The sequence below is a fragment of the Gordonia sp. NPDC062954 genome (genome assembly GCF_044543825.1).
GTDB classification, from domain to species: domain Bacteria; phylum Actinomycetota; class Actinomycetes; order Mycobacteriales; family Mycobacteriaceae; genus Gordonia; species Gordonia tangerina.
The window spans coordinates 12,320-32,908 of sequence record NZ_JBITWL010000038.1 but is presented as its reverse complement, the minus strand read 5'-3'; the positions used below and the strand labels follow the sequence as shown (position 1 = coordinate 32,908).

Annotated in this window: 23 protein-coding genes, 3 pseudogenes and 1 other annotated feature; of the genes and pseudogenes, 14 read left to right on the top strand and 12 right to left on the bottom strand. The window is 64.1% G+C overall.

Annotated elements, in window-relative coordinates; translation table 11 throughout:
* Positions 1 to 100: 100 nt before the first annotated feature.
* The 4 genes and pseudogenes from phnE to ACIGKQ_RS23685 form a co-directional block, all read left to right on the top strand.
* A pseudogene (phnE, locus tag ACIGKQ_RS23700) lies at positions 101 to 718 on the top strand (phosphonate ABC transporter, permease protein PhnE); the annotation flags it as partial.
* The gene (locus ACIGKQ_RS23695; RefSeq protein ID WP_055476440.1) at positions 715 to 1,749 is read left to right on the top strand and encodes a phosphonate dehydrogenase; all 1,035 of its coding nucleotides are present in this window, start codon (positions 715 to 717) and stop codon (positions 1,747 to 1,749) included. The pseudogene phnE and the gene ACIGKQ_RS23695, both read left to right, overlap by 4 nt.
* Positions 1,746 to 2,504, top strand: a complete 759-nt coding sequence (locus tag ACIGKQ_RS23690) for a GntR family transcriptional regulator (protein ID WP_137809377.1) — start codon at positions 1,746 to 1,748, stop codon at positions 2,502 to 2,504. Before ACIGKQ_RS23695 ends, ACIGKQ_RS23690 begins: the two co-directional genes overlap by 4 nt.
* 234 nt (positions 2,505 to 2,738) lie before the next feature.
* The gene (locus ACIGKQ_RS23685) at positions 2,739 to 3,299 is read left to right on the top strand and encodes a hypothetical protein (RefSeq protein ID WP_171011585.1); all 561 of its coding nucleotides are present in this window, start codon (positions 2,739 to 2,741) and stop codon (positions 3,297 to 3,299) included.
* Positions 3,300 to 3,366: 67 nt separating this feature from the next.
* Here the strand turns inward: ACIGKQ_RS23685 and ACIGKQ_RS23680 are convergent, their stop codons facing one another.
* On the bottom strand, positions 3,367 to 3,801 hold the full coding sequence (locus ACIGKQ_RS23680; RefSeq protein ID WP_055476438.1) for an ATP-binding protein: 435 nt from the start codon (positions 3,799 to 3,801) through the stop codon (positions 3,367 to 3,369).
* A 10-nt stretch (positions 3,802 to 3,811) separates the two neighbouring features.
* Positions 3,812 to 4,243, bottom strand: a complete 432-nt coding sequence (locus tag ACIGKQ_RS23675) for an STAS domain-containing protein (protein ID WP_055476437.1) — start codon at positions 4,241 to 4,243, stop codon at positions 3,812 to 3,814.
* Between the two features lie 192 nt (positions 4,244 to 4,435).
* Here ACIGKQ_RS23675 and ACIGKQ_RS23670 point away from each other — a divergent pair, with 192 nt between their 5' ends.
* The 4 genes from ACIGKQ_RS23670 to ACIGKQ_RS23655 all read left to right on the top strand — a co-directional run bounded on the left by ACIGKQ_RS23670 (position 4,436) and on the right by ACIGKQ_RS23655 (position 7,250).
* On the top strand, positions 4,436 to 5,107 hold the full coding sequence (locus tag ACIGKQ_RS23670; RefSeq protein ID WP_068971513.1) for a hypothetical protein: 672 nt from the start codon (positions 4,436 to 4,438) through the stop codon (positions 5,105 to 5,107).
* A gap of 190 nt (positions 5,108 to 5,297) precedes the next feature.
* Positions 5,298 to 5,495 carry a hypothetical protein gene (locus ACIGKQ_RS23665; RefSeq protein WP_055476435.1) on the top strand — a complete coding sequence of 66 codons (198 nt, stop codon included), beginning with the start codon at positions 5,298 to 5,300 and terminating at the stop codon, positions 5,493 to 5,495.
* Complete coding sequence (locus ACIGKQ_RS23660) at positions 5,480 to 5,830, top strand: hypothetical protein (RefSeq protein WP_223258969.1); 351 nt, start codon at positions 5,480 to 5,482, stop codon at positions 5,828 to 5,830. The genes ACIGKQ_RS23665 and ACIGKQ_RS23660 overlap by 16 nt, the downstream gene beginning before the upstream one ends.
* Before the next feature lie 167 nt (positions 5,831 to 5,997).
* Positions 5,998 to 7,250 (top strand): IS3 family transposase gene (locus tag ACIGKQ_RS23655; protein WP_137811086.1). Its coding sequence is split into 2 segments (ribosomal slippage): positions 5,998 to 6,292 and positions 6,292 to 7,250, totalling 1,254 coding nucleotides; the frame shifts between segments, so codons are not numbered across the junction.
* Positions 6,282 to 6,413 (top strand) — a sequence feature (AL1L pseudoknot). Its footprint overlaps the gene before it by 132 nt.
* A 52-nt stretch (positions 7,251 to 7,302) precedes the next feature.
* Here the strand turns inward: ACIGKQ_RS23655 and ACIGKQ_RS23650 are convergent.
* Both ACIGKQ_RS23650 and ACIGKQ_RS23645 read right to left on the bottom strand, forming a co-directional pair.
* Positions 7,303 to 7,965 carry a hypothetical protein gene (locus ACIGKQ_RS23650; RefSeq protein ID WP_055477302.1) on the bottom strand — a complete coding sequence of 221 codons (663 nt, stop codon included), beginning with the start codon at positions 7,963 to 7,965 and terminating at the stop codon, positions 7,303 to 7,305.
* Positions 7,965 to 8,996: a reprolysin-like metallopeptidase gene (locus ACIGKQ_RS23645; RefSeq protein ID WP_189340051.1), complete on the bottom strand. Its 1,032-nt coding sequence runs from the start codon at positions 8,994 to 8,996 to the stop codon at positions 7,965 to 7,967. Before ACIGKQ_RS23645 ends, ACIGKQ_RS23650 begins: the two co-directional genes overlap by 1 nt.
* A 283-nt stretch (positions 8,997 to 9,279) precedes the next feature.
* On the opposite strand from ACIGKQ_RS23645, the gene ACIGKQ_RS23640 reads away from it, so the two are divergent.
* Together ACIGKQ_RS23640 and ACIGKQ_RS23635 are read left to right on the top strand one after the other, a co-directional pair.
* Entirely contained in the window at positions 9,280 to 11,340 is a 2,061-nt protein-coding gene (locus ACIGKQ_RS23640) for a DEAD/DEAH box helicase (RefSeq protein WP_068970440.1), read from the top strand.
* A 34-nt stretch (positions 11,341 to 11,374) separates the two neighbouring features.
* Positions 11,375 to 11,614, top strand: a complete 240-nt coding sequence (locus ACIGKQ_RS23635) for a hypothetical protein (protein ID WP_055477305.1) — start codon at positions 11,375 to 11,377, stop codon at positions 11,612 to 11,614.
* Positions 11,615 to 11,732: 118 nt separating this feature from the next.
* On the opposite strand, the gene ACIGKQ_RS23630 is transcribed toward ACIGKQ_RS23635, so the two are convergent.
* The gene (locus tag ACIGKQ_RS23630) at positions 11,733 to 12,086 is read right to left on the bottom strand and encodes a hypothetical protein (RefSeq protein WP_055477306.1); all 354 of its coding nucleotides are present in this window, start codon (positions 12,084 to 12,086) and stop codon (positions 11,733 to 11,735) included.
* Between the two features lie 116 nt (positions 12,087 to 12,202).
* Between ACIGKQ_RS23630 and ACIGKQ_RS23625 the strand changes: the two genes are divergently transcribed.
* Together ACIGKQ_RS23625 and ACIGKQ_RS23620 are read left to right on the top strand one after the other, a co-directional pair.
* Entirely contained in the window at positions 12,203 to 12,436 is a 234-nt protein-coding gene (locus tag ACIGKQ_RS23625) for a hypothetical protein (RefSeq protein ID WP_055477307.1), read from the top strand.
* 667 nt (positions 12,437 to 13,103) lie between these two features.
* On the top strand, positions 13,104 to 13,310 hold the full coding sequence (locus tag ACIGKQ_RS23620; protein ID WP_055477311.1) for a hypothetical protein: 207 nt from the start codon (positions 13,104 to 13,106) through the stop codon (positions 13,308 to 13,310).
* An 18-nt stretch (positions 13,311 to 13,328) separates the two neighbouring features.
* Here the strand turns inward: ACIGKQ_RS23620 and ACIGKQ_RS23615 are convergent, their stop codons facing one another.
* Positions 13,329 to 13,619: a type II toxin-antitoxin system RelE/ParE family toxin gene (locus ACIGKQ_RS23615; RefSeq protein ID WP_055477308.1), complete on the bottom strand. Its 291-nt coding sequence runs from the start codon at positions 13,617 to 13,619 to the stop codon at positions 13,329 to 13,331.
* On the bottom strand, positions 13,616 to 13,891 hold the full coding sequence (locus ACIGKQ_RS23610) for a type II toxin-antitoxin system Phd/YefM family antitoxin (protein WP_055477309.1): 276 nt from the start codon (positions 13,889 to 13,891) through the stop codon (positions 13,616 to 13,618). Before ACIGKQ_RS23610 ends, ACIGKQ_RS23615 begins: the two co-directional genes overlap by 4 nt.
* Positions 13,892 to 14,626: 735 nt before the next feature.
* Here ACIGKQ_RS23610 and ACIGKQ_RS23605 point away from each other — a divergent pair.
* Entirely contained in the window at positions 14,627 to 15,217 is a 591-nt protein-coding gene (locus tag ACIGKQ_RS23605) for a hypothetical protein (RefSeq protein WP_182374588.1), read from the top strand.
* Between the two features lie 79 nt (positions 15,218 to 15,296).
* Positions 15,297 to 16,725: pseudogene (locus ACIGKQ_RS23600) on the top strand (recombinase family protein).
* A gap of 6 nt (positions 16,726 to 16,731) precedes the next feature.
* Here the strand turns inward: ACIGKQ_RS23600 and ACIGKQ_RS23595 are convergent.
* The 5 genes and pseudogenes from ACIGKQ_RS23595 to ACIGKQ_RS23575 form a co-directional block, all read right to left on the bottom strand.
* Positions 16,732 to 16,968, bottom strand: a complete 237-nt coding sequence (locus ACIGKQ_RS23595) for a hypothetical protein (protein ID WP_287016127.1) — start codon at positions 16,966 to 16,968, stop codon at positions 16,732 to 16,734.
* Between the two features lie 188 nt (positions 16,969 to 17,156).
* Complete coding sequence (locus tag ACIGKQ_RS23590; RefSeq protein ID WP_182374590.1) at positions 17,157 to 17,597, bottom strand: hypothetical protein; 441 nt, start codon at positions 17,595 to 17,597, stop codon at positions 17,157 to 17,159.
* Between the two features lie 143 nt (positions 17,598 to 17,740).
* Positions 17,741 to 17,905: a hypothetical protein gene (locus ACIGKQ_RS23585; protein WP_182374591.1), complete on the bottom strand. Its 165-nt coding sequence runs from the start codon at positions 17,903 to 17,905 to the stop codon at positions 17,741 to 17,743.
* Positions 17,902 to 19,088, bottom strand: a pseudogene (locus ACIGKQ_RS23580) (replication initiator). Before ACIGKQ_RS23580 ends, ACIGKQ_RS23585 begins: the two are co-directional and overlap by 4 nt.
* Positions 19,089 to 19,172: 84 nt before the next feature.
* On the bottom strand, positions 19,173 to 20,567 hold the full coding sequence (locus tag ACIGKQ_RS23575) for an FtsK/SpoIIIE domain-containing protein (protein WP_182374594.1): 1,395 nt from the start codon (positions 20,565 to 20,567) through the stop codon (positions 19,173 to 19,175).
* Positions 20,568 to 20,589 lie beyond the last annotated feature (22 nt).

The following is a 20,589-nucleotide window of genomic DNA, read 5'->3' as shown; positions in this document are numbered from 1 at the left end:
ATCGGGATGATGAGTCCGGTCGACTACGAGAACACCGCAGTCACCGAGCCCGAAGCCGCATAGAGGAGTCCTCCACGATTCCGGGGGAACCACAATGTGGCCCCCGGACTTCACCCACATCAACCGGTGGTGGGGCCCACTGTGGGATTCGATGTCGATGAGTATCGCGGCCACCGCACTGGCGGTCCTGCTGTCGGTCCCACTCGCGCTGCTCGGGGCCCGTAACACCTCCCCGCACCCCACCGTCTACGCGGTCGCGCGCCTGGTCCTCAACACCCTGCGATCGGTGCCCGAGCTGATCATGGCGATCGTGTTCGTCGCCGCCGTCGGCTTCGGCGCCCTTCCCGGCGCACTGGCGCTGGGTATCCACTCCGCCGGCATGGTCGGAAAGTTCTTCGCCGACTCGATCGAACGCGCCGATCAAGCATCCGTCGAGGTCGCCCGCGCCGCCGGAGCCACCCGGGCACAAGTGATCCTGCACGGCATCCTGCCGCAGGTGCTGCCCCAAATGGCCGACGTCACCGTCTACCGGTGGGAGCTCAACTTCCGCGCCTCGGTAGTCGTCGGCGTCGTCGGCGCCGGCGGCATCGGATTCGAGCTGATCGCCGCCCTCCGCACCCTCCAGTACCAGGAAGTCTCCGCAATCCTGCTCGTCATCCTCGCCACCGTCACCGTGGTCGACGCCCTCGGCGGAGCATTACGAAGAAGGTTCCAATGACAAACGCGTCCGCGCGCCCGGTGGTCGTTCTCACCCACCGGGTGCATCCCCAGATCCTCGACATGCTCGGCCGCGAGTGCGACGTGGTGCCGAACCAGCAAGACGACAGCCTCCCGGCATCCGAACTGAAACGCCGAGTGGCACACGCCGACGGGCTGATGGCGTTCATGCCCGACCAGATCACCGCGCAGTTCCTCGACGGTTGCCCGCGACTGCAGGTGGTCGCCGGCGCACTCAAGGGCTACGACAACATCGACGTTCGCGCCTGCACCGAGCGCGGCATCTGGCTCACCCGAGTCGAGGACTTACTCACCGAACCCACCGCGGAATTGGCAGTCGGGCTGCTGATCGGCCTCGCTCGACACGTCGCGACCGGTGACCGCACCGTGCGAGCCGGTTTCCGCGGCTGGCGGCCGGTGCTCTACGGACGCACACTCGTCGGCTCCACGATTGGCATCGTGGGCGCCGGCGTACTCGGCCGGGCCGTGGCGCAAATGCTCTCCGGATTCAATCCCCGACTTCTCTACCACGACCCCGATCCGGTGCCGTCCGCAACCGCGGCGTCGATCGGTATGGAACGGGTGGAACTCGCCGAGCTTCTGCAGCACAGCGACTCCGTGGTGGTCTGCGCCCCCCTGACGGCGGACACACTGCACCTGCTCGACCACGAGGCGATGACATCGATGCGACCCGGAGCGCTGCTGGTCAACGTCGGACGAGGCTCAGTGGTGAACGAAGGCGCAGTGGCCGAGCTCCTGCGCAGCGGACACCTCGGCGGATATGCCGCAGACGTGTTCGAGTTCGAGGACCTCTCCCGACCCGACCGCCCCAGCGGCCTGCACCCGGACCTGATGGAACTGACGAGCCATACCCTCTTCACCCCGCACCTCGGATCTGCGGTCGCGACGGCACGCTTGGCGATCGAGGAACACGCGGCGAGATCCATCCTGCAATCACTCGCAGGCAAAATGCCCGACGGAGCCGTCAACGACCCGCGGAAACCGTCGACCTCCTCCGTTCCCGCAGTATGATCACGCCCATCAGCGACGCCGCACCCACCAAAACCAGTCCTCGGGTACCGGTGTACCTTTCCGCCGCCGACGCGCTCGCCGAGACAATTGCCAACCAGCCCGTCGGCACTCGGCTCCCCTCAGAAGACGAACTAGCCCGCATCCTGGGCGTCAGCCGGCTCACCGCCCGAGCAGTACTGACCGAGCTGGAGAGGCGCTACCTGGTGCGCCGCCGACAGGGCAGCGGCACCTTCGTGTCCCAACGCATCGACTACACCATCAGTCGACACATCCCACCGTCCTGGAGCGCAAGCGTCCGCAAAGCCGGATTCACCCCAGACGTTCGCACCACCGGATGGCGACTCGAGACCCCCCCAACCGAGATCCGTGGCCGCATGAAAGTCGGAGCACGCAGACAACTGCTCGCACTCTCCCGGAACCGATACATCAACCACGAGCTCGTCGGCTACGCAGACACCTACCTCGACCCCCAACTCGTCCCCGACCTACCCCAGATCCTCGGCCCAGCCGACTCATTGCACGACACCCTGGCCACCCACTACAAACTGGAACCCGAGCGCGGATGGTTCGGCGTCTCCATCGACCCCGCGCCACCCCACGTCGCCGAGCACCTCGAACTGAGCGGCCGCCCACCGGTCATCTCTATCCGGTCCCGCACCGATGCCGCCGCACGCAACCACCGCCCCGTGGAACTCACGATCTCCTGGCTTCGAGCCGACGTGTTCCGAGTCGAGGTCGACTTCGACACCACCTAATCAGGACGACAAACCCATCGCCCGCCCCGAATAGCCGCCAGGTCCTCAGCGCGGAGCAGGACGACCTCACCGTCGCGCCACACCCGCGGAATTATCGCAGGTAAACGGCAGTAACCGCAGCTACTGATACTTCCGTCATGTTAACGCCGATAATGTTGCGTTATGTCAGGTACTCCTGACGCGACCCGACTCTTGTGTCTGGTTATCCTGACACAGCGGGTCTACCCTATCGGCATGGGCTGGGTACACGAGAGCGCCACGCACTTGCACGAGGCGGCGTTGGTGCCGTTCTTCGAGGACGGGGCCGAGAGCCACGGGTCGACCATGGTCGACGGCGTTGACTACGAGATCGTCGGGACCGGCCGGCACCCGGACGAGGATCGTCGGCGGCCGTCGGCCGAGATCGTCGGCTGGCTGTTGTCCTGCAATTGCGCCCGGCGAACCAGCTCTGATGTGTCGACCTGGACCGATCCCGTCCAGTGGACGCGGGTGCCCTCAGCGTCCCTCGAGGACCTGGCCCGCCACCAGGTGTTCGCCCCCGACATCGACCTCGACGTCAACGTGCGGCCCGATGTCGCGGCGGCCGCCCAAGCATTGTGGCGGCGTGAGCATCTCGATTCGATCGACATCGACGACGAGATCCGGGCGGCCGTGGAGGCCCGCAGGGACGCCGACGCACTGCTCGACGCCGCGGTGGCCAAGGCCCGCCGGCTGGGTCGCTCGTGGGCCGACATCGGCGCGGCGACCGGCATGACCCGACAATCAGCCAACGAGCGCTGGAAAGACCGCACGTGAGTGCTGCCGGGCGAGTATCGTCTAATTCGATTCTGCCGCAGGTAGTTTCGAAATCTGATACTAGATATCATGTCGTCAGGACGGGCGTCGGCTGCCAGCACATGGTGACGGTGGTGCCGTCGGGTCCGGTGGTAAGCGCATGGGTGTCGCTGAGCGCAGTGATGAGTGCGAGTCCGCGGCCGCGGAAGCGCTGTGCGGGGCTGAGGTCCCAGGTGCCGGTGTCGGTGACAGTGATTTCGAGGGTGCCGCTGGGGCGGCGGCGGCTGCGCACGGTGACCGCGCCTGGCTCTCGAGCGTCTTTGTAGGCGTGTTCGGTGGCGTTGGCAATCGCTTCGTAGACGGCCAAGACGATGTCGGCGCGGCGTTCGGTGTCGGCCTCGACGGTTGCTGTCACCCACACGGTGAACAGTTCGCGCAGTCTGTGGGCGGCCTCGGCGGTGGCCTCGACCGATCGTTCGAAGTCACCGGTGGAGTCGCCATCGAGGTGCTGTGATGAGTCCACGCCGTCGTGTTTACCCAGTCGGGCTGCCGCTCATTCCGGTGGGTCTGGTCATGGCGGTGACGGCGTGGGCGAGGGTGGGGTAGAGGACGATTGTCTGGTCCAGGCCCATGAGCGTCAGCGGCCGCGACGTTGCGGGTGCGGCGGCCACGACTCCGAACAGTCCGGTCGGTGCGATCGCCTCGTGGGCGGCGACGAGTGCGGCCATGCCGGCCGAGGCCAGGAAGTCGGTGGTGGTCAGATCGATGATCAGGCCTCGTGGTTGTCCGTGCAGCGCGTTCGTCACCTCCTCGGACAGTTGTGGTGCGGTGAGAACGTCGATGCTGCCTTGGACGGTCAGGATCACCAGTTCTTCGTGCTGCGCGGAGACGATGGTCATCAATGCCCGGCCGGCGGTGTCTCCGCTGTCGTCAACGAACACGGCATCGGGGTTGTCTGGCTGCACGGTGACTCTCACTTTCACGGAAGGGGGTCACACGACTTGCTGAGTGACCCGGTCCCGACCGACTACATGATCACGGCTATCTCAACGCCATCCAAACCTAGTCCGCCGCCACCGACGGCGCGCGAAGGGTGAAGTGACCTTATGTCACACATCGTTCGCGTACCTCCGGTTATCTGCCGGTAGCGTGAAGGAATGCCGATCGCGTTGACTACCTTGTTTCCCGACGGTTCTGTTCCCGATCGCGAATGGGTCTTGGGCCAGTCAATTCGGTTCGATCCGGCTGCGGTGCGCGCACGCTTGCCGGATGCTGCGATGTGGCCTGACGAGCTCGACAGTGTGTCGGCGGGCAGTGGTCGCTATCGAGTGGTTTCGCGCCGCGATGTCTTTGAGGTCGCAGCCCGAGCGGTGCAGGACGGGTCGCCGATCGTAGCGGCGCAACTGCACGTGGCGTGTGTGGTGTGGGGTACGAGTCCGGGCCTGACGATGGTGCGGGCGCTGCGTCCCCTCAGCCAGCCCGACGCCGCGGAGAAGCTCGCCAAGGCTCTGGCTGTCGTGCGGACCGAGGGGCCGGTCAGCGCCTACAAAGCCCTCAGCGGGCGCAACCGGTTGAAAATCACCGGACTGGCGGCGGGCTTCTTCACCAAGTTCCTCTACTTCGGCGGGTACGACGCCAATGCGTTGACAGGCCGCCCACTGATCTATGACAGCAGGGTTGTAGACAGTCTGCGTCGAGTGACCACCGAAGAGTGGGAGATCGACGGCCCGGCTGACATGTACGGCCGTTACCTTGATTTGGCTGCGGACTGGGCCCACGACTTCGACACCACCCCGGATGTGATCGAACGAGCACTGTTCGGCCGCTGACAGCCCTCACCGCACTCCTTTTACATGAGCAATCCGCCCCGGGGGGTCTGGTCAGGTCTGGAAGCAACCGGCGATCGCTGGCCCGGTGAGCTGGCATCGGTTCCGGGCAGATCATTGCCCGAGACATGGTCGTTCGCTACGTTCGCGAGAGGGATCGACACCAGACTGTGCCGTTGTTGGGAGGATCATCGTGGCTGATCACGACGTGCGATTCAGCGCCAGTAGGGTGCGCGTTGCTGGCATCGACTTCGAGTTCGATGTCGCGATCGACGGGAGAACTCTCGGCACCCTTTACGTTTCTGAGGGCAATCTGCAGTGGCGACCCAAGCACGGGCAGAAGCGTATTCCGATCTCGTGGAAGGAATTCGCTGAATGGGCCGAATCGTAGCCCGCAGGAGAACCCCACGGGTCGCCGGCACCGGCAATGCGGACGGCCGACGAGTGCAGTTATGCCTGCTTCAGCCGTGGCGGCAAGCCGTAAATAGCTTCTTCCCTGGCGACGACGACGACCCGGATGTTGACGATCTCGTCTGGCTGACCCCACGAACGTATGCTGCCGGCGACATCATGGTGTACCTGGTCGACGCCCCCAGCCCAGCGATCATCAAGATCGACACCCTGTCCCGCGGCTCCGAGGACGATGGCCTGAACGCCGAACCCGACTTAGAGTGGGGCCCCTTCGACCAGGGATTGTCGCTGCGGGCGACCGCGAGAAGTGCCTGAGACAGTGAGCGGGCGCCCGTCGTCAACTCGCCCTGGTCGTGCATGAGCGTTTGATCGAAAGGGTCAACGACCTGTGGTACGGCCATAACCGACCGGGCCGCACGCCAGGTTCTACTGAACCGTCCTGGGTCTGGTGGAGACCGTGATCTCACCAGGAGAATGCCGGTATGGGTGCACTGAGGAAGTTTGATCCAGAGACGCGTGAGCGGGCTGTGAGGATGTATCACGACCACCTCGCCGAGCATGGCGGCGGAAAGCTCGCCGCCCGGAAACACGTGGGCGCATTGCTCGATATCAACCAGGCGACGTTGCGGAACTGGATCGAGAAGGACCGGCCGATCGTGACTGCGCGGGGAACGATGACGGTGGGCGAGCAGGACGCCGAGTTGGCGGCGCTTCGCAAGGAGAACGCTGAATTGCGAAGGGCCAATGAGATTTTGAAGACAGCGTCGGCGTTTTTCGCCGCGGCGGAGGTCGACCGCCGACTGCGGTGATCGTTGATTACATCGACGCTCACAAGGGTCGGTTCGGGGTCGCCCCGATCTGCCGAGTGCTCACTGAGCACGGCGTGCAGATCGCCCCGTCCACCTACTACGCCCGCACGCAAGCGGGTCCGGTCTCGGTGACACGATTGGCCGAGGCGTACGACGCTCACGCGGTCTACCAGGCGTTTCATCGCAATCGTGGCGTGTACGGCGTCCGCAAAATCTGGCACACGATGCGCCGCGAGGGCCGTGAGATGGGCCGTGATCAGGTGGGCCGACTGATGGGGATCTGCGGGATCGCCGGAGTCACCCGCGGAAAACATCGCACGATCACGACCCAGCGCGATGATCGCGCGCCGCGGCATCCTGATCTGGTGGAGCGCAAGTGGTCATTGCCGGCCAGGCCAGATCAGTGGTGGGTGGCTGATTTCACCTACTGCTGGACCCTGGCAGGGTTCGTTTACACCGCGTTTCTCGTCGATGTGTACTCGCGTCGAATCCTCGGGTGGCGGGTGATGACGAGCAAGTCGACACCGTTGGTGACCAGCGTTCTCGAACAGGCCTTGTTCACCCGACGTAGAACCGACTTCTCGTTCACTGCAACAGGTTTGATTCATCACAGCGATGCCGGAAGTCAGTACACAGCGCTGGCGTTCACCGAAGCATTACGCGACTCCGGCTTGGCCGGATCGATCGGGTCGGTCGGCGATGCACTCGACAATGCGTTGATGGAATCAGCCATCGGGTTGTACAAGACCGAACTGATCGAGCGCCAGCGATCGTGGACCGGGCGCGCAGAAGTCGAGCGCGAGACCGCCGCCTGGGTGCACTGGTACAACACCGAGCGGCTGCACTCATCGATCGGCTACTGCCCGCCCATTGAGTACGAGAGGCGCTACCGTGAGACAGCCACCTCCGAGATGGCGGTGGCCTAAACGAGGTCTCCATCCGATCCAGGACGGTTCATACACCCTGACCACCGGATGATTAACCGGTTGGCGCCGGTGAGGGTGGTGGCGGGTTGCGGTCGCCGGGTTGGGGTATCGGAAAGGTCATCGACGGGCTCGGTGGGGCCGGTGGTGCGAGCCGGTTTTGGGGGTTGGCGCGCAACGCGGCCTCAGCTGCGGCTAGGGGCGCGGAGGCTCTGTCGCGGGCTTGTTGTTCAGTCACAGGCTTGCGGCCGTCGACAGGGACGAGGGTGTACCACTTCTCTGACTCGAGGTAGCGGGTGGCGAACAGGTACCACTGGCCGACCTTGAGAGGTCTGTCGCCGTTGACGGAAATGTAGACACCGTCTTTGACTCCGCCTTGCTGGTTGACTACCACGCTCTCGGGGACTTCACCTTTGATCGCCGTTTTGGTGAGCACGCTGTACTGAGTTTCGGGGAGTGGCCCGAGTGCCTTGGTGCCGGCGGCTGATTCGACGCGGCCGGTGAAGACGTGCGTCGAGATCGCCATCAGGTTGCGTAGGTCAGAGGTGTCGGTGATCGAGTCCGCATGGGCGGTCGAGGTGGCCGTGGCCGATTCGAGGGGAGGGATGCCCTCATTGACGGTTTGTTCGCCGCACGCGGCCAGGGTGGCAGCGGCGAAGATGCCGACGATGCCGAGCGTGAGGGCCGCCGGTCGTGTTGCTCGGTGGTTGGTGGTCATCAGAATCCCCACTTGTTGTGGTAGAGGTCGCGGGTGAGCCCAGTGGGCGTGTAGGACGTTCCGCGGGCCCCGTCATTATCTGCCATCAGGTCGTTGGAGCAGGTGTGGAACAGTCCCAGTGCGTGCCCAATCTCGTGGGCGATCACCCCCGCTCTCCTCGCCGATGAGTAGCCCTGCACGTAGTGCATGTTGATCTGGATAGTGCTGGTCAGCGGCGCGTTGTAGCGCGTGTGCAGCCCAGACCAGCTCACATCGGATCGGTTTTCCGTCGAGATCGCCACATCGGCAACCTCGAACACACCTACCGGCGCGACCGTGATAGGACTGAGTTGGTTCCAGGAGTTCACCGCAGATTGCAGCTCGGCGCCGTAGAGGAAACCGCCGCCGGTGCTGTAGGCGAGGCGCTGCCCATCGACGTCGTTGTTGGGTAGGAAGTAGCCGCCGACGCCCGTGTCCTTGTAGAGCACAGTGCCGCCCTGGAAGTCTTGCGCCCAGACCGAGCAGGTGGTGGTGCGGGTGTCTTCAGTGGGAAACTTGAATCGCCCGTTCTCCCAGCCTGAATCGGCCCAGACGTCGCGGATTCCCAGCCACACGTTTTTAGCTCCGGTCGTGGCCGAGTAGTAGATCGACCCGGCCACCATGTGATTCGCGCGCCCGCCGTTGACGCCGAACTCGCGGGTGATCGGATAGCCCAGATACCCAGTCTCCCAACCTACTCGGCCCCACGCATCGCGAATAAGTCCACCGATCTGGTTGGCATGCCCGCCGGCCACGGCGGAGTGCCAGTAGATCGAGCTGTTCTTGACGAACTTCTGAAACTTGCCGCCGTTCTGGGTGTTTGACTCGGGGATGGTGGCGTTGCCGAAGAAGTTGTAACCACCGGCTTGTTCGTATTCCTCGTGGATCTTCCCGTAGATCCAGTAACCATGGAAGACGTCCGCGCGTACCGCGCCTGCGCCGATCCACATTAATGCGGCAATTACTAACGAGGCCAGGGCAATACCAAACCTACGCACCGTCACCACCTTCACTCGCCCCCCAAGACCAGCAAGTGGTGGACACGCTATCTGCAATGTGTGATCTACGTCAACGAAAATCGGGTACCGCAGATCACTTCGGCACTCCTGCCTCGCACCTACCTGCCCGACTGATGTAGCGGGACGCTGTGGTGACTTTGTCGGCCTCGAGGGCCCGGCCCGTCCAGGTGACCTGACGTGTGAGCGGGAGAGTGTGTCGAGGTTGAAGCTCATTTGCGCGCGGCAATATACGCAGTGGATACTTGTTAGAGTTGTATAATGTTGTATAGTTTTAATCATGGCTGAACAAGGTTTTCTGCGAGTCGCGGAGGCGGCTGCTTATCTCGGGGTGTCCGCCCAGACGCTGCGGCGATGGGATCGTGACGGCACCTTGCCTGCGCTGCGGCGCCCCGGCAGTGATTACCGGTATTACCGGCGCGCCGACCTGGAGCCGTTCCGGCTGGAGTATCGCCGTGCCCAGGAGGCCGCCGCGGCTGGCGCCAACAGCAGTGTGTTCGTCACCGCCAACGCGGACGTCGAGGCCAACGCGGCGTTGCGGGAGCCACAGCGCGAGGCCCACCGTGCTGTGCGCGAGCACTTCGCTGAGAACGCCACCCCGGCGATCGTGCAGATTCCAGTCGGGTGCGGCAAGACCGGCATCATGGCGACTCTGCCCTTCGGCATCGCCCGTGGTCGCACGCTGGTGATCACGCCGAACTTGACGATCCGTAAGGGGGTCGCCGATGCCGTGGACATCACCAGCCCGCAGTGTTTCTGGACCAAGTGTCGGGTGTTGTCGGATTTCACCGCAGGGCCGTGGATGGCCGTCCTGGACGGGCCAAACGCCAACGTCCACGACGCGATCGAAAGTGACTTCGTGGTCTGCAACATCCAGCAGCTGGCCAGCCAGGCCGACCGGTGGCTTCCGCAGTTCCCGGAGGACTTTTTTGACATGATCCTGGTCGATGAGGGCCATCACGCTGCCGCCGAAAGCTGGCAGAAGGTGTTCCGGCGCTTCCCCAATGCCAAGGTCGTCAGCCTGACCGCCACCCCGTTTCGCTCCGACCAGCAGCAGCTGCACGGCGACATCGTCTACCGGTACCCGTTCACCCGGGCGATGATCACCGGCTACATCAAGCAGATCCACTCCCGCAACGTCGCCCCCGCCGAGCTGTACTTCACCTACCGTGACGACACCCGCCGCCACACCCTCGACGAAGTCCTGGAACTGCGCGAGGAGGCCTGGTTCCGCCGCGGCGTGGCGCTGAGTACCGAGTGCAACCGCCACATCGTGGAGGCCAGCATCCAGGCGTGTGACCGGATGCGCGCCCAGACCGGTATCCAGCACCAGATCATCGCCGCGGCCTGCTCGGTCGACCATGCCCGCCAGGTCGCCGCGATCTACAACGAATGCGGATACCGCGCGGCCGAGATCCATTCCGACATGGACGAAAACGACCAGGACGCCGTCATCGCACGGCTGCGCCAAGGGCAGCTCGACTGCGTCGTGCAGGTGCAGATGCTCGGTGAGGGCTTCGACCACCCGCGCCTGAGTGTCGCGGCGATCTTCCGGCCCTTCCGCAGCCTGGCGCCCTACATCCAGTTTGTCGGCCGGGTGATGCGCGTGGTGCAGGAGGCGGCCCCCGAGCACCCCGACAACCAGGGCCACATCGTGTCCCACATCGGACTCAACAACGACGCCCGCTGGTCAGAATTCCGCGAACTCGACCTCGATGACCAAGCCTTGGTGCACGGATGGGTTGCCGGCACCACCGACGATGACGGCGATGGCAACGGTGATGGCGAACCGCGTGCCCGCCGATTCGACGAGGGCATGCTCGTCGACAACGAGATCCTCACCGACTTCGTCGAGCAGACCTACCTTGATCCCACCGACGACCGGGTCCTCGACGAGATCTTGAACCGCGAAGTCGCCCCCGGCATTCGTGTCGGCGACGTCGTTGACCGCGAGCAGCTACGCCAACGCCTGCTGGCGCAGCAGGCAGCAGCCGCACCCCCTGCGCCGCAGCCGATCCCGGTCTCCCCGCAGCGGGCACGACAATCGGCCAAGACCCGGGTCAACCAGCGCACCAAGGCGGTCGCCAACCGAATTCTGGCCGACCTCGACCTCCCGACCCGGGGTCACCAGCTGATGGCCGTCACGGGCGGCCCGCGTCAGCACAACACGGTCATCGCAATCCGCCGTCTGGCCGCGGCGATCAACGAGGCGGTGGGCATGCCCAACGGCACCCGCGGCGAGTGGTCGGGCGAGCAGTTGACCACCATCTTCGAACGCATCGACAAGATCGCCGACACCGTCCGCGACACGTTGAGATCCCAACTGTCCCAACGCGGGTAAAACCTCACCCGTACCGTGCCCCAAAGGAGTCAGCATGCCCACCACCAAAGCGATCCTGCGCCACGTCCGTGTCGAGACGCCCCGCACGAATCACGAGCGTCCGTGCGCCGCCCACCGCAAAGGCAAGAAGGCCCACTTCATCCTGGCCGGTGACACCCACCTGGTCATCACGGAAAACGACAAGGCGATCAGATACTGCCCGCCGGCGGCCGCCGAGATCCTCGACGTCGCTCAACAGGACCTCGCCACGCTGCGCCAGCAGCTCGGCCTGTGACGCCGACGGGCCTATGTCTATCTGGCTAGCTAAAGCCCTGTCCCCCAGCATTTTTCAACTGGTAACGGGACGTGTTGAACTAGGGCGAGTTGCAAGAAGCAGTCCTGATCGACAAGGTCTATCCCAAGCCCCAATCGGTCCATGCCCCGAGTAGCGCGATCACTCCGGCCGTTACGCCAGCCGCGAGCGAGTACGCCCAGCCAGCCCAACGGGTGCGTGCCGGGAGCATAACCGCGATCCCGGGAAGGAGTAGCACCGCCCATGCCAGCAACCACGGAACCCAGTACGTGGCGATGAGCGGCCTGTCCACCGGTGCATCCAGGGGCGCGGCGGTGGGTTCCGACAAGCCCAGCCAGCTCCGTGTCAGATGGGCGAGCGGGATCACGACGAACATCCCGACTACGAAGCCGATGATAGCGGCGGCGACGACCTGGGCCTTGCCTGCACGCGATACGGCGAAAGTGGCTACCATCGACCCACCTTACGGTGAGTCCCGGCTCAATCTATGGCACCGAGGGCCGGTTCGTAAGAGAACTTGTTTAGCGCGAAAATCTCATCCGCAACGGCGGGTTCGTCTCGCGGGAGTCGGTGTACCGGCTGGGCGACTACGGTCCCGATCGCCGCCTGAACAACTGGATCGCTCCGTTCAACTCGATCTACGAGGAGCTGGTCGAGGACCGCGGTCTGGAGTCGGAGACCCTTCCGGTCGCGGCGGTGTACGACCGAGCGGTGAGCGGGTACCAGCGGGCACGCGGGTACCGCGTGTTCCAGGGGATCGTGCGACTGGTCCGCGAGCGCGAGGACCGCCTCACGCAGGCATAACCACGTATGAGCGAAAGCCTCCCGCTGCCTGGGATGTCCGGGCAGCGGGAGGCTTCGTTCCTACTTACCGCTTGGTGAGGCTGTAGCCGAGGGTGTCGGCGAGCATCGTCAGGAGCTGGTGGGCGTTAGGCAGGTGGGCCTCGGCCATTCGTGCTGCAGCTCGTTCGCAGTCGGAGTCGTCGCCGCACAGGCATTCTTCGCTAAGAGGGTGCTCTGAACGACGCGTTGCTGTCGCTAAGCAAGACCAACCCTGGAGCTTTCGATGACGTGGCTTCCAGGTTGTGGAAGTCTTCAGGACTGGATATGGCCATTCGCAATGGCGGTTTCGGGCTCGGCGATGCCTTCGGTGGTGATCGCAGCTTGCTGCCCGACCCTTCCAACTGGCCGGACCGTCGCTCGGGACCCCCGGATAGCACCGATGGCGAGGCTGACAGCTCGCACAGCGGTGATGGATAGTGCGTGTTCCGCTTACGATCACTCCATCGTCACCACTACAAGTGGTCTTGAGGCGGCGATGATCATGCTGACCTGGCGTTGCAGCGCGATGATGAGGTCTTAGAGCTGGTCGACAGCCCAGGAATGCGGGTACTGACGACGAGCAGTGATTCAAACTGGTTTCCGTCAACCAATGTTGACGGATCGCGGAGACACGGGCACGCTGGTCTGCATGAGGACTGGACTGGACCGCGGCGACGACGACGAGACACCAATCGAGCAGCTTTCCCGAGTCGCAGATTGGCGACGGGAGATTGCCCGCGAGGAGGAAGTCGCGGTGCGGCGGGCACGCCTGGCAGGACTGTCGTGGGCAGAGATCGGCACGCTCCTTGGAACGACGAAGCAGGCAATGCACAGGAAGTACCGCCGGGTCGGTTGAGAATTCAACGCACCAGACTCAGGTGCGGTAGGCGTGGGCTCGGTGGTCGATTCTGACAATGACGATGGTGTGGTTGGGGTCGTCGATGCGGAGCAGGATGCGATAATCGCCGCGGCGGGCGCTGTGAAGGTCTGCGAGGTCGTCGCGCAGCGGCTTGCTAAGCCGGTGGGGGTTCTCGGCGAGCGGCCCGGAGATGAATTCGATGACGGCGTGGACGATCCGGGATGGGAGTCGTTGAAGGTCGCGTCGAGCTGGGGATGCGACCTCAACCCGGTACGGGGCGGACGAGTCTGTCGGAGCGTCGCTCATTTCGGCGGCATGCCGTGTTCGGCGCGCAGGTCGTCGATGGAGACGGTCTCACCGGCCGCGTACTCGGCGTCTGCGGTAGCGACGTCGTCGCGGACGCCGGCGCGTGAGAGCCAGTAGATCGTCTCGTGCAGCGATTCGAGGTCGTCGGCCGACATCAGCACCGCGGCGGGTTTGCCGTGCTTGGTGATCGTGATGATGTCGTGCGTGCTCTCGGCGCTGTCGACCAGCGCGGAGAGCTTGTCCTTAGCTTCACCGAGTGGCACTGTCGTCATGGCTACATGATAGCCGCAATACTAGCCTTCCACTAGCCTCGTTTTTAGCCGATAATTTAGATTATGTAAAGTTACGCTTTACATACACTGTACATGGTTTCTTGACACCTCTCCTGATGACAGTCAGCATGAGACGGTGACACCCCACATGGGAGCTTCCCTCGCCGGCATCGTCGACGAGTTCAAACATCGACGCGGTCTGTCGGAAACCGCGGTAGCCGGACGGCTCGGTATGAGTCGGATGAACCTGAATCTGTGGCGGCGCGAAGGACTTCGCGCTCTGCCCACACGCGATCGACTCGAGACGGTCGCGGAGGTGACTGACACTCCGTACCGGGTGGTGCTCGAGACCGCGCTCGCCGAATGCGGCTACCTTGACACTCCCCCGCCGGGGGACACCGTGTCGCTGGACGGGGTGGTCGCGGTGTCACGGATCCTAGCGGGAGTGGTCGGGCGCGGGTTGAGCCCGAGCGAGTCTTCGCGGCTGAGGGCGGCTTGGGTTTCAGCGTCTCCGCGCACCCTCGTCTCGGTCGCTACGCTGCTCCAGGAGCAATGCGCTGATGGGTGAGGTGGCCCAGTTTGCGGAGAAAACTCACTCCACGACAACGAGAACTGCTCAACGTGCGGCGTTAATTGCAGATGGCAAGAATTGAACACCCCGCTGTGTTCGGACCGTCCCCCGAGCACCCCTACGCTCTCGGCAACCTCTGAGTCCATCAACCGCAGGAGAACAAGGTGAACGGGTTTGCATTCGCAGCTGCGCTGGTCAGCTCGTTGATATGGCCGGCGACCGTTCTCTTGCTCGCCCTCTGCTGGCGTGAGCCGCTCACCAAGCTCTTCAATCGGATCGCTCGGCAAGCCAAGAACGTCACCGGACTTGGGTTCAGCGTAGAACTCGAGACCCAGATCGCACACCTCGTCTCGACAGGTCTTGCTCTGGCCCCGGACGGATCTGTTGACCGCGAGCATAAAGAGAACGTGCGGTATCCAGTGTTGCTGAGCGCTGATCCTGTTGCCACAATCATCGATTCATATGAGCGCGTGCGGTACTGCGCCATCGACAAACTCACGAAGCTTCATGGTCAGAGCAGCTTAGGTAGCAACACTAATATCCTAACACTCGCTGACACAATGCACTGGTACGGACAGACCCAAGGGCACGTCGACGAGACGTTGGGAAAGGTAACCGCTGAGTTGGAGAGCATCTACAACACAGTCGTACAGATCGACCAGCCTCTCAACGCGTTCTCTCCGAAGGAACGCGTCTACGCAACGCATTACCAAGCCGTGGCTGACCGCGTGATCGAACACTTCAAAATGCTGTAATCGTCGGACTGATCAGATATCCATCCGGGTAGGGGCCACACCAGTCAGGGATAGCTGGGAAGTCACTAAACTGGCCCCTATGAGTAGCGGTAAGCCCACGGTGCGGTCAGCGGCAGTGTACGCCCGGATCTCCCAAGACTTGGAGGGCAAAGGGCTTGGCGTGCAACGACAATTGGAAGACTGCCGCAAGCTCGCGAAGGATCGTGGGTGGACCATTGGCCGCGAGTATGTGGACAATGATGTGTCCGCGTACTCGGGCAAGACCCGGCGGGGTTACCGGCAGATGCTCGATGATCTGGCGAACGGTGCCCGGGATGCGGTGATCGTCTACAACCTCGATCGGGCTGCATCGCCGGCCGGTGGAGCTCGAAGAGTTCGTCACCCTGTGTGAGCAGGCCGGGGTCCACGAGGTCGCGACCGTGACCGCCGACATCGACCTGGGCAACGATGACGGGCTGTTCATGGCGCGGATCTTCGCCGCCTTCGCCGCCAAGGAGTCCGGGCGGCGATCAGCACGGGTAGCCCGCAAGATGCTCGCCAATGCGGAGGCGGGGTTGCCGCACGGTACCGCCCAGCGAGCCTTCGGATACGAGACCGGCAATATGGTCGTGCGTGAGGATGAGGCGCAGATTGTGCGGGATCTGGTGGCCCGCACCATTGCCGGGGAGTCGATGCGCTCACTTGCGCAATGGTTGAACGACCATGAGATTCGTACCGTGTCGGGCAAACCGTGGATCACGACCACTCTGCGGGCGTTGGTGCAGTCGGGGCGGATCGCCGGGCTGCGCGAGCATAAGGGGCAGGTGGTCGGTCCGGCGGTGTGGGAGCCGATCATCACCCCGGCGCAGCGGGATCAGGTACTGGCGGTGTTCGCGGCGAAAGCGCGGTCGACCAAGCGGATACCGCGGCGGTATGTGCTGTCGGGGATGTTGCGGTGCGGCAAATGCGGCAACACCCTGTTCTCCGCGGCCAGGACGCAGGGCCAGGATCGACGAGTGCGTCGCTACGTGTGTCTGTCTGGCCCGGATCACCGCGGTTGCGGCCGGCTGACGGTGGTGGCGGTGCCGGTGGAGGATCTGCTGGTCGATGCGGTGCTGGCCCGGTTGGACTCACCGGGCCTGCGGAACGCGTTGGCGGGCAAGGCGAAACGGAGTCCGGATACGGTGAAGCTGACCGCGCAGATCACCGTCGATACCAGCAAGCTCGACGAGCTGGCCGGCCTGTACGCCGACGGGGCGATCACCGCGCGGGAGTGGATGACAGCCCGGAACCCGATCGAGGAACGTATTCAGCGGGCGCACAAGGACATTGTCGCTGTTTCCTCCGACGGAGCCCTGTACGAGCTGGCCGGCACCGGAGCATCACTGCGTGGGCAGTGGGAGGAGCTGTCGATCGACCGGCGGCACGCCATCGTTAAAACGGTCCTCGACCATGCGGTGATCGCTGCCGGCAAGCAAGGCGCCCGCAGCCTGGATATCAACCGCGTGCAACCGCAATGGCGATTGTGACGTGGTTTAGAACGTGGATCGCATGCTGCCCAGACGTCGGGTCTGCTGAGCCGGCGTCACTCGCTGGTGGGGCCGTGGATTCTGCCGGCCCTGTTGGTGGACGGAGCTGATGGCTGCCCACGTGTAACGCTTGGCCAAGCCGGAGTACACGGTGGCTGAACGTCCGAGATAGATAGCGCTCAGTGCTGCGCCGACCGAGAGCATGAACGGGACGGTGGTGAGCGCGTTTGTCCCGTGCATCATGAGGGTCCAGGACTTCGGCACCGCTGGTGCGGCGATCAACCCGAGCACACCGCCGGTGATCCACCGCTGATTGACGCTGCGCCACGCTGCGTCTGCGTACTGCTTGGCGATGCTGGGTCGGCGGATCAGTTCGGGGATATCCCAGTCGTGCCCAAACTTGTGCCAGAATTCTGCAGCGGTCTTGGGGTCTAGGTGATGACGACATCAGTCAGTATGGTCGCTGCCAGTCCGAGCCAGTACGGGTGGGTAATTCCTGCGATCCGCAGCAGGACTGGCATCAGGATGGCAAGTAGTCTCGATCGGATGAGCGGGTTGTGAACCAACTGCTCACGCATGGTCCGCGCGGACACAACCACACCTTTGCTCAGGTGTGCGGTCATCGAATACGGTGCCGCAACGCCGAACATGATCATCGCGGCGACCACGCCGAGACCAACGAAACCCAGTGAATAGTCCGCGACATGCATCGGGCCGGCCGTGCCGGTGATGTGCAACAGCGCGAGCACCGATGCTCCGAGCATCACCCATCCGGCACTGACAGTCAGGACAAGCGCGCCGCTGATTGCCGGGAACCACCAGAAGAATCTGCGGGACGGTGACCAGCTCCGTGTGTGTACATTGACCTGCATATTCGCTCCTATTCATCGGTTTGGTATCCGGGCATCGGGGGCGATGCCCGGCATGGATGATTGTTACGCGCACGTCTGACAAGCCGGTGCTGCCGCGTCACCGCGAGCGGTGACTTGCCCTCGACGATTGTGGTCCAGCCCAGTCAGTGTTTGAGGAGGACAGCGACCTGGTTGATGATGGTGGGGTCGGTGATGGTCAGTGGGACTCCTTGGCGTGCACAGGATTCGGTTAGCCAGACACGGAATTCCTCCTCATCACGGCGGGGCACCTGCGCCGAAGCGCGGTCGTCGGTGGCGGGCGCGGTCATGGCGGTCCACCCGGCGGGACGGAGTTATCGCGGCGTGCCCAGAGTTGTTCGAGGTGTTGGTGCGCGGCGGCTAGTGTGAGTTGGTAGTCACCGTGGGTGAGATGTCCTGTGCCCGCGAATTCCCATGGATCACAATTTCTCTCACCGATAGCGTCGGTGTCGTCTTGGTGGCTGGTGCTCTCGTCTGCGTTGTCGGCCGGAGTCTGCTGCTGGCGCCAGAGGGCACGAATCTGGCGCAGGTGTCCAAGGGTGGTGGAGTAGCGGCGGGACTTTGTGGTGACGTGCCCGCGGTAGCCGAGGGTGTGCAGCCACCGGACCATCGCTGCGTATTCGTCGGGCTGCTGATCGGCGAGGTCGTGCAGGGTGCGCCAGATCTGGCGGATGTGCGGGCTCACTTGGGTCGCGATGGTCGGGTCGTCGCAGGCGGCTGGGCTGATGGGGCGTGGGCTGATCCCTGTATCGGTGACTGATTTGGTGACGTACTTGGCGAGGTATCCGGCGATCTTGCGACGCTGCCGGACCGGGATTGACGAGTCCAGCGGGCGGCTTCGACGGCGAGTGCGGCAAGTTCGCTGCTGCTGACCGGGAAATCGACTGCGTCGCATTGCCTTCTGGTGGTGTCGGGGCGGTCGAGGCGGATGACCGCGTGGTAGTGCGGAATGAGTCGAGTCTGGTTCTCGTGCACCTTCAGGAATGACAGCCGCACAGTATCTTTCGGCAACCCCAACGTCGTCAGCTGAGCGGCCAGCAGTCTCCGTAGGCGCATGGTGAAGCGTTGCCACAGGGTCGGCGCCCACCAGCTGAACAGCACATGCCCGCGGTAGTCGTAGGTGCCGGGGCGGCGGGGCTGCCCGCCGCGGGTGCGGTGCTCAGGAGGGTGCACCTGCCCAAACGAGGGTGCGGTCAACGTCAGGAACACTTGGGGGTGGGCGGTGATCGTGTCGGGGATGTTGTGGTGCCCGCCGACAATGCCGGCGTGCACCAGTTGCCAGGTGTCTGCGGCATATAGGCGCGAGCAGGAGATGCAGACAGCGGCACGGCGGTTGCCGCAGCGGATGGTGAACCGGTCAGCGGCGACCAGGCCGTGGCGGCGGTGCAAGTGAATCGGGTGCAGGCAGTAGCAGGTCGCCCGAACCCGTGCTGCCCACCGCAGGTAGTGCTGACCGCCGGCGCGGCGCAGCATTTCCCGCACGGTGGCGGCGTCCAAGTCCGCTGCCGGTGTGGGCAGCAGTACGGGTGACGATAGTGACGGCACTGTCCCGATCTCCTATTTGGCGTCGTCGGCGGCGCGGCCGTAGCGGCGGACCAGGTCGTCGATGTGACGGTCGGTGTAGTGGAAGGCACGCACCAGGATTGGTGCGGCGGCACCATCAAGGGCCAGGTAGCCGACCCCGGGCAGATCGTCCGGAATCTGATGCGCCGGCCCGCCGCGGTCAGCCGCGGCTGGACCCAGGATCATCGTGGTCTGGGTGGCCTCGGCCATCCGCAAAGCGAGGCGGGCCGGGAACAGCTGCCGCATCGGCACGATTTCTTTCGATGGGTCTTGCACGGCGGCAACCACACTCACACCGACTGCGCGACCCTGGGTGAGCAGCAGTCCGAGGTGCTTGTCGATCGCGGTTTTGGTGCTGCGGTCGGCGAACGCGGTCAGAGCCGCGAGTTCGTCGATCACGATGATGATCAACGGGTCAGATAATGTCGGGGCGTGTAGCCGGGTAACCCCGCGCAGACGCCCCGCCCGATCGGTCATCAGTGTGGCAGCGTCGGCAAGGAGCTCGGCGATCGCCTCGGGGGTGTAAGCGAATCGGGCGAACAACGGTGCACCGGCGCCGAATTCCATGCCGCCCTTGGGATCAGCCACCCACACTTGCACGTCGCCGGCGGCCGTCAGGGGTGCGGCGGCGCCGATCAGCGACCACAGGACCGATCCTTTGCCGGCGCCGGTGACCCCACCGATCAGCAGATGAGTCCCCAGGATCGACAGCCGCCACGGCGACCCGTCGCCGCGCTGCCCGAGGTGCAATGACCACCGCCGCGACCCACCACGACTGGCCGCCGGTGAGGCAGTCGGGGCCGGGGTGATGGGTTCGGCGAGCGGCTGGGCGCGTCGGACGGCCAGCGTGATGACTGCCGGACTCGGACGGATCACGGTGACGCTGTCGGCGGTGAATGCGTCTGCGAGCGCCTCGGCGGCTTTGCGGAAATCGGTGATGGTCTGACCGCGCAGCGGCCGTACCGTCAGCACATCATCAGTCGGCGTGAATTGGACGCGCACGAGTTGTGGAACGGCGATCTGATCGGCCGAGGTACGCGCGAGGCCGCAATCGACACAGATGGCGGCCCAGGACCGGTAGCGCCGCCACACCAGATGGTGGAATCTGACGCGGTCAATCGTGATCTGTCGTAACGAGGCCAGATACCACATCGCCCACGCAATAACGACCACGACCATCAGAACCGCGCCGAAGATGGTCCAGAACAGTCCGGTCTGCCAGTTCAGGACACCAAGACTAATCGCGGGCACCGAGACCACGGGGAGGCGCCAAGCCCACACCAGGATGAATCGGACCAGTCGCCACACGCCGGTCACGATCGATCCGGCGATGTCGTCGGCAGTGGTATCGGGTGTACCGCTGCTGGGTGTTGAGGGGGTGTTGTTCATGAGGTGGTTTCCTCTGGTGCGC